We start from the raw sequence: 7433 nt of genomic DNA, 5'->3' as shown, positions 1-7433 counted from the left end.
GGGAGCGGGGTCTGGTGCCGTGCATCGCAAGGCGGAGGAGGGCGCCATGGCGGAGCCATGGCAACCGACGACAACGCGGCGAGGCGCGGTGCCAGGGCCCGCGAGCCCGGCCTGATCCAAACGAGAGGCTCTAGCGGGCGTCCCGCAGCCGCTTCGCGAACTCCGCCGCCGCCGCGCCCGGGTCGTCCGCCTCGGTGATCGCGCGGACCACGACCACCCGGCGGGCCCCGGCGTCGAGCACCTGGTCCAGGTTGGCGAGGTCGATGCCGCCGATGGCGAACCAGGGGCGGTCGGTGCCCAGGGACGCCGTGTAGCGGACCAGGTCCAGGCCGGGGGCGTGGCGGCCGGGCTTGGTGGGCGTGGGCCAGCAGGGGCCGGTGCAGAAGTAGTCCACGCCCTCCTGGACGGCGGCAGCGGCGGCCTCCGCCTCGGCGTGCGTGGAGCGGCCGATCAGCACCCGGTCGCCGAGGATCGCCCGGGCCGCGGGGACCGGGAGATCACCCTGGCCGAGGTGGAGCACGTCGGCGCGGGCGGCATGGGCGACGTCCGCCCGGTCGTTGACCGCGAGCAGCCGGCCGTGCCGGGCGCAGGCGTCGGCGAAGACCTCCAGATGCTCCAGTTCCTCGGCGGCCTCCATGCCCTTGTCCCGCAGCTGCACGACGTCGACCCCGCCGGCCAGGACCGCGTCCAGGAACTCCGGCAGGTCGCCCTGGCGCGTGCGGGCGTCCGTGCAGAGGTACAGGCGGGCGTCGGCGAGCGCGGCGCGGGCGGTGTCGGACATGCGTGGTCCCCCGTGGTCGGTGTCCCTGGCGGTGGTGCGCGGTGGCGTACGGGCGTCCGGCCCGCACGCCACCTGCCTGCTGCGGATCGGCTCAGACGGCGAGCGCCTGGGCGCGGCGCTTCACCTCCGTGCCGCGATTCTCGCTCAGGGCCTGCGCGGGGGTGCCGGGCAGGGTCGGGTCGGGGGTGAAGAGCCACTCGATCATCTCTTCGACCGTGAAGCCGTCGTCCCGCAGGAGCGTCAGGGTCCCGGACAGGCCCTTGACGACCTTGTCCCCGTCGATGAAGGCGGCGGGGACGTGCAGCGCCCTGTTCTCACCGCGGCGCACGGCGATGAGCTGGCCCTCCTTGACCAGCTGCCGGACACGCGTCACCTCGACACCGAGCATGTCGGCGATGTCGGGCAGGGTGAGCCATGCGGGGACGAGAGCATCGATCTTTGCGTCAATCTCGGTCACGCTCCCTAGCCTGCCATCCCCCACCGACAGTCGGAAGTCAGGCAGGTCCAGGCGGGAGGGTGTGCCCGGCCGTGGCGTTCTTCAGGGGCCGCGCCGGGTCGGTCAGCGCCTCGGGGTCCATCCGCCGGCCCGCCTCGATCAGGCGGCGGCCCTGGGCCAGGTCGCGGGGGCGGCCGACGGCCAGGAGGGCCACCAGACGGCCCTGGCGGAGCCAGCAGACCGTCCAGGAGGGGCCCGACGGATCGCCGCGCCGCACCAGCCGGTCGGCCCCGGTGTGGTGACCGGCGTACTGGACGAAGCGGCCGAACTGCTCGGACCAGAAGTACGGCACCGGGTCGTAGACCGCCGGGGTCTCGCCGAGGATGTTCGCGGCGACCGTGCGCGGGCCCTGCAGGGCGTTGTCCCAGTGGTGGACGAGGAGCCGCTCGCCGTAGCGCGCCGACGGGAAGGAGGCGCAGTCGCCGACGGCGTACACATCGGGCAGGGAGGTGCACAGGCGGTCGTCGGTGAGGACCTCGCCGTGCGCCCCCAGCTCGATGCCGGAGCCGGCCAGCCAGCCGGTGGCCGGGCGGGCGCCGATGCCGACGACGACGGCGCCCGCGGGCAGCCGGGTGCCGTCGGCGAGCACCACCTCGCCGGGCTCGACGCGCTCCACGCGCGCGTGGGTGCGCAGCTCCACGCCCGCCTCGGCGTACCAGGCGGCCATGGGCGCGGCGACCTCGGCGGGCAGGGCACCGGCGAGCGGCTGGCCGGCGGCCTCCACGACGGTCACCGCGCAGCCGGCCTCGCGGGCGGCGGTGGCGAACTCAGCGCCGATCCAGCCGGCGCCCACGACCACGATGTCGTGCTGCCGGGCGAGCACGGGGCGCAGCCGTTCGGCGTCGTCCAGGGTGCGCAGCAGGTGCACGCCGGGCATGCCCTCGGTGCCGGGCAGCCGGACCGGTTCGGCGCCGGTGGCGAGGACCAGGACGTCGTACGCCACCGGGCCCGTCGCGGTGTCCAGCTCGTGCTCGGCGGGGCGCACGCCGTACACCTCGCAGCCGAGCCGCAGCTCGACCCCGAGGGACTCGAAGTCCACCTCGAAGGCGGAGTCCTCGGCCTTGCCGAGCAGCACCGCCTTCGACAGCGGCGGCCGGTCGTACGGCTGGTGCGGCTCGGCGCCGATGACGGTCACGTCGCCCCGGAAGCCCTGCTCCCGCAGGGCGACCGCGGTCTGCACCCCGGCCATGCCCGCGCCGACGACGGCCACGCGCCGCGCCGCCGCCGTGCCCTCTCGCGCTGTCTGCTCGCTCACCCGATCACCATAGACAATTGACGAGGAGTCAGTCAGGGGGCGGGCTCGGTGACCTGCTCCACCACGCTCGTACCGGAGCCGGCCTGGGACTCCCACTCCCAGGTCTCGTCCAGGCGCACCCGCCCGTCCGGCAGCTCGACGACCGCGGACACGCAGTGCCCCGAGGAGGTGGTCCCGTCGGTCTTGAGCTGCACGTACCGGAAGTCCAGCCGGTCGCCCTCGCGGGTGCCGACCAGATGGCCGCGCACGACGTCGCCGCCCGCGTACTCCGCCCAGATCGCGCCGTCCTGCTCGTGGTACGCGAACCGCGTGCGGGTGCCCACCTGACCTGGGGCTTGGTCCGCCACGGGGGCGAGGATCAGTCCGTCGAGCGACCGGGCCATGGAACGGGGCTCCCTTACGGGTGAGAGGGGCGGCGGGCTAGGGTTGCCACCGTACAAGCACTCGCGGGAGCCCGGACGCACCGGGCTGAGAGGGAGGCTCGCGGCCTCCGACCGTACGAACCTGATCCGGGTCATGCCGGCGAAGGGAGGGGCTGGACGCCCATGTCGTCACGTACGTCCGACGTCCTCGTCATCGGGGGTGGGATCATCGGCCTGGTCACGGCCTGGCGCGCGGCGCAGCGCGGGCTGGCCACGGCCGTGGTGGACCCCTCACCCGGCGGCGGGGCCGCGCAGGTCGCGGCCGGGATGCTGGCCGCGGTCACCGAACTGCACTACGGCGAGGAGACCCTGCTCGCCCTGAACCTGGAGTCGGCCCGCCGCTACCCCGCCTTCGCGGCCGAGCTGACCGAACTGACCGGCGATGACCTCGGCTACCGCCGCTGCGGCACCCTCGCCGTCGCCCTGGACGCCGACGACCGCGCCCACCTGCGCGAACTGCACGCGCTCCAGCAGCGCTCGGGCCTCGCCTCGGAGTGGCTGTCGGGGCGGGAGTGCCGGCGCCTGGAGCCGATGCTGGCGCCGGGGGTGCGGGGCGGGCTGCGGGTCGACGGCGACCACCAGATCGACCCGCGCCGGCTGGCGGCGGCCCTGGTGGCCGCGTGCGAGCGGGCCGGCGTGGTGTTCCACCGGGCGTGGGCGGAGCGGCTGGACGTGGTGCGCGAGCGGGCCGCCGGGGTCACCACGGCGGACGGCACGGCTCTGCGCGCGGACCGGGTGGTGCTCGCGGCCGGCAGCCTGAGCGGGCGGCTCGCGGGCGTGCCGGACGAGCTGCTGCCTCCGGTGCGGCCGGTGAAGGGGCAGGTGCTGCGGCTGACCGTGCCGCGCCGGTACGCGCCGTTCCTGAACCGGACCGTGCGGGCCGTGGTGCGGGGCAGCCAGGTCTACCTGGTGCCCCGGGAGAACGGCGAACTGGTCGTCGGCGCCACCAGCGAGGAGCTGGGCTGGGACACGACGGTCACCGCCGGGGGCGTGTACGAGCTGCTGCGCGACGCGCACGAGCTGGTGCCCGGCATCACCGAGCTGCCGCTGACCGAGACCCGGGCCGGGCTGCGCCCCGGCTCCCCGGACAACGCGCCGCTGCTCGGCCCGTCCGGGCTGGCCGGGCTGCTGCTGGCCACCGGGCACTACCGCAACGGCGTGCTGCTCACGCCGGTCACCGGGGACGTGCTGGCGCACGCGCTGGTCACCGGCGAGCTGCCGGAGGAGGCCCGTCCGTTCACGCCGCGGCGGTTCGGCGCCACGGCCTGGGGAGCCGCCGCGCGCGTGGGGACGAGGCAGGAGCGCGGGGAGACGAGGGAAGAGGTGGAGCAGCCCGTATGAACAGCCCGGTCATGATTTCCGTCAACGGGGAGCGCCGGGAGATCGCCCCGGGCACCGCCCTCGACACCCTCGTCCGGACCCTCACCGCCGCCCCGCGCGGGGTGGCCGCCGCCGTCAACGAGACCGTCGTCCCGCGCGCGCGGTGGGCGACGACCGCCCTCGCCGACGGCGACCGGGTCGAGGTCCTCACCGCCGTGCAGGGAGGCTGAGCCATGGCCGACGATCCCCTGGTCCTCGGTGACCTGTCCTTCTCCTCCCGGCTGATCATGGGCACGGGCGGGGCGCCCAGCCTGGACGTGCTGGAGCGGGCGCTGGTCGCCTCCGGTACGGAACTGACCACGGTCGCGATGCGCCGGGTGGACCCCTCCGTGCACGGCTCGGTGCTGTCGGTGCTGGAGAGGCTCGGCATCCGGGTGCTGCCGAACACGGCCGGCTGCTTCACCGCGGGCGAGGCCGTGCTGACCGCCCGGCTGGCCCGCGAGGCGCTGGGCACGGACCTGGTGAAGCTGGAGGTCATCGCCGACGAGCGGACGCTGCTGCCGGATCCGGTGGAGCTGCTGGAGGCGGCGGAGACGCTGGTGGACGACGGGTTCACGGTGCTGCCGTACACGAACGACGATCCGGTGCTCGCGCGGAAGCTGGAGGACGTGGGGTGCGCCGCGGTCATGCCGCTGGGGTCGCCGATCGGGTCCGGGCTCGGGATCCGCAACCCGCACAACTTCCAGCTGATCGTGGAGCACGCGCGCGTGCCGGTGATCCTGGACGCGGGGGCCGGTACGGCGTCGGACGCGGCGTTGGCGATGGAGCTGGGGTGCGCGGGTGTGATGCTCGCCTCCGCGGTGACCCGGGCCCAGGAGCCGGAGCTGATGGCCTCCGCCATGAAGCTCGCGGTGGAGGGGGGCCGGCTGGCCCGGCGGGCCGGGCGGATTCCCCGCAGGTACCTCGCCGAGGCGTCGTCCCCCGCGGAGGGCCTGGCCGTGCTGGACCCCGAGCGTCCCGCGTTCTGACCGGTGCCGCGGTCTGCGTCCGGTCGGTGGCCGCCAGGTCGTGGGTGCGTCACAGGTCGGCTGCAGTGCTGGTGGGAAAGCGGTCTCGGCGCGGGAACCGCCGGTGCCCCTCGTAGACTCGCCTCTCGTGGATACGACCCTTCAGGACCCCCTCGTCGGGCAGGTGCTCGACGGCCGGTACCGCGTCGACGCGCGGATCGCGGCCGGCGGGATGGCCACGGTCTACCGGGCCCTGGACACCCGCCTGGACCGTGTGCTCGCGCTGAAGGTGATGCACCCGACGCTCGCGGCCGACGGCGCGTTCGTCGAGCGGTTCATCCGGGAGGCCAAGTCCGTCGCCCGGCTCGACCACCCCAACGTGGTGCAGGTCTTCGACCAGGGGACCGACGGGTCGTACGTCTACCTGGCGATGGAGTACATCGCCGGCTGCACCCTGCGGGACGTGCTGCGCGAGCGGGGCGCGGTGCAGCCGCGGGCCGCGCTGGACGTCCTGGAGCCGGTGCTCGCCGCGCTCGGCGCCGCGCACCGGGCCGGGTTCGTGCACCGCGACATGAAGCCCGAGAACGTGCTGATAGGCGACGACGGCCGGGTCAAGGTCGCCGACTTCGGGCTGGTGCGCTCCGTGGACACGGTGACCAGCACGACGGGTGCCGTGCTCGGGACCGTCTCCTACCTCGCGCCGGAGCAGATCGAGCAGGGCATCACCGATCCGCGGGCCGACGTGTACGCCTGCGGTGTGGTCCTGTACGAGATGCTGACGGGCGCCAAGCCGCACTCCGGGGACTCCCCGGCCCAGGTGCTCTACAAGCACCTCCACGAGGACGTGCCGCCGCCCTCGGCGCTCGTGCCCGGCCTGCCGTACCAGCTGGACGAGCTGGTCGCGTCGGCCACCGCGCGCACCCCGGACGTCCGGCCGCACGACGCCGTGGCCCTGCTCGCCCAGGTGCGCGAGGCCCACCTGTCGCTGACCGACGAGCAGCTGGACGCGCTGCCGCCGCAGGCCCTGACCGCGGAGCACGACAACGCCGAGGACCGCACGAGCGTGATCCCGCGTGCGCTGACCTCCCCCACCCTCGGCTTCGCCCGCGTGGGGGAACCCCCGTCCCGGCCGCTGCCGGTGGAGGAGGACGCGTTCGAGGGCGGCCCGGGGAACGGCGTCGACCGCACCGCCCGCTTCCAGAGCCCGCCCGTGCCGCCCCGCCGGCGCCCGGCGCGGTCCGCGCGCGCGGTGCTGGCGTTGATCGCGGCCGTGCTGGTGGTGTTCGGCGTCGGCGCCGGGGTGTGGTACATCAACTCCGGGCAGTTCACCAAGGTGCCGCCGCTGCTGGCGAAGACGGAGGCGCAGGCCAGGGAGCGGCTGAAGACGGCCGGGCTGGACGTCGGGAAGGTCAGGCGCGCGTACAGCGACACGGTCGAGCGCGGCACGGTGATCGGCACCGATCCGGCGCCGGGCGCGCGGATCCGGGACCACGACTCCGTGGCGCTGACCGTGTCGCTGGGACCGAAGACGGTGGACGTCCCGGACGTGGCGGGCCAGTCGCTCGCCCGGGCGCGGGCGCGGCTGAAGGCGGAGGACCTGGAGCCGGGCATGGTCACCCGGGAGTTCAGCGACGACGTCCCCAGGGGCTCGGTGATCGGTACGACGCCCGAGGCGGGCACCGAGCGGCACGCGGGTTCGGCGATCGCGCTGATCGTCAGCAAGGGCAGCCCGATCGACGTGCCGGACGTCACCGGCGACGACCTGGAGAGCGCGAAGCAGGAGCTGACGGACGCCGGGCTGAAGGTGAAGGTGGCCGGCAAGCGGATCACCTCCGAGTACGACGAGGGCGAGGTCGCCGCGCAGAGCCCGGACGACGGCCACCAGGCCGCCGAGGGCGACACGGTGACGCTGACGCTGTCCAAGGGCCCGGAGATGATCGAGGTCCCGGACGTGGTCGGCGACAGCGTGGACGACGCGCACCAGGCCCTGGAGGACGCCGGGTTCGAGGTGAAGGAGGACCGCGGGCTGCTGGGGCTGTTCGGGGACACCGTGAAGAAGCAGTCCGTGGACGGCGGCGACGAGGCGCCCAAGGGGTCGACCATAACGATCACCATCCGGTGACGAGCCACCGGTGACCGGTCTCACCGGGGA

8 protein-coding genes and 1 riboswitch are annotated in these 7433 nt (G+C 74.7%); of the genes, 4 read left to right on the top strand and 4 right to left on the bottom strand.

The features are described 5' to 3' along the window. Window positions 1–130: 130 nt before the first annotated feature. The 4 genes from thiE to AB0946_RS39955 all read right to left on the bottom strand — a co-directional run bounded on the left by thiE (window position 131) and on the right by AB0946_RS39955 (window position 2915). Window positions 131–781 carry a thiamine phosphate synthase gene (gene thiE, locus AB0946_RS39970; protein WP_366765647.1) on the bottom strand — a complete coding sequence of 217 codons (651 nt, stop codon included), beginning with the start codon at window positions 779–781 and terminating at the stop codon, window positions 131–133. Between the two features lie 91 nt (window positions 782–872). Continuing rightward, the gene (locus tag AB0946_RS39965; RefSeq protein ID WP_058080226.1) at window positions 873–1238 is read right to left on the bottom strand and encodes an Rv2175c family DNA-binding protein; all 366 of its coding nucleotides are present in this window, start codon (window positions 1236–1238) and stop codon (window positions 873–875) included. A 37-nt stretch (window positions 1239–1275) separates the two neighbouring features. After that, a complete protein-coding gene (locus AB0946_RS39960) occupies window positions 1276–2532 on the bottom strand; it encodes an FAD-dependent oxidoreductase (RefSeq protein ID WP_366765646.1) in 1257 nt (418 codons plus the stop codon). A gap of 32 nt (window positions 2533–2564) precedes the next feature. After that, window positions 2565–2915, bottom strand: coding sequence for a hypothetical protein (locus AB0946_RS39955; RefSeq protein WP_366765645.1), 351 nt, complete (start codon window positions 2913–2915; stop codon window positions 2565–2567). 53 nt (window positions 2916–2968) lie between these two features. Next, window positions 2969–3080: riboswitch (TPP riboswitch) on the top strand. Here AB0946_RS39955 and thiO point away from each other — a divergent pair. From thiO to pknB, 4 genes are all read left to right on the top strand, one after another. Continuing rightward, a complete protein-coding gene (gene thiO, locus AB0946_RS39950) occupies window positions 3078–4295 on the top strand; it encodes a glycine oxidase ThiO (protein WP_366765644.1) in 1218 nt (405 codons plus the stop codon). (Overlaps the previous riboswitch by 3 nt.) Further along, the gene (gene thiS, locus AB0946_RS39945) at window positions 4292–4504 is read left to right on the top strand and encodes a sulfur carrier protein ThiS (RefSeq protein ID WP_030641983.1); all 213 of its coding nucleotides are present in this window, start codon (window positions 4292–4294) and stop codon (window positions 4502–4504) included. The genes thiO and thiS overlap by 4 nt, the downstream gene beginning before the upstream one ends. Before the next feature lie 3 nt (window positions 4505–4507). After that, window positions 4508–5302 (top strand): thiazole synthase, encoded by a 795-nt coding sequence (locus AB0946_RS39940; protein ID WP_366765643.1) that lies wholly within the window; start codon window positions 4508–4510, stop codon window positions 5300–5302. A 127-nt stretch (window positions 5303–5429) separates the two neighbouring features. Continuing rightward, window positions 5430–7403: a Stk1 family PASTA domain-containing Ser/Thr kinase gene (gene pknB, locus AB0946_RS39935; protein ID WP_366765642.1), complete on the top strand. Its 1974-nt coding sequence runs from the start codon at window positions 5430–5432 to the stop codon at window positions 7401–7403. Window positions 7404–7433 lie beyond the last annotated feature (30 nt).

The sequence above is a fragment of the Streptomyces sp. NPDC046870 genome (assembly GCF_040704595.1).
GTDB lineage: Bacteria > Actinomycetota > Actinomycetes > Streptomycetales > Streptomycetaceae > Streptomyces > Streptomyces argyrophylli.
The sequence above is the reverse complement of the archived record's forward strand: the minus strand, read 5'-3'. Positions and strand labels throughout refer to the sequence as shown.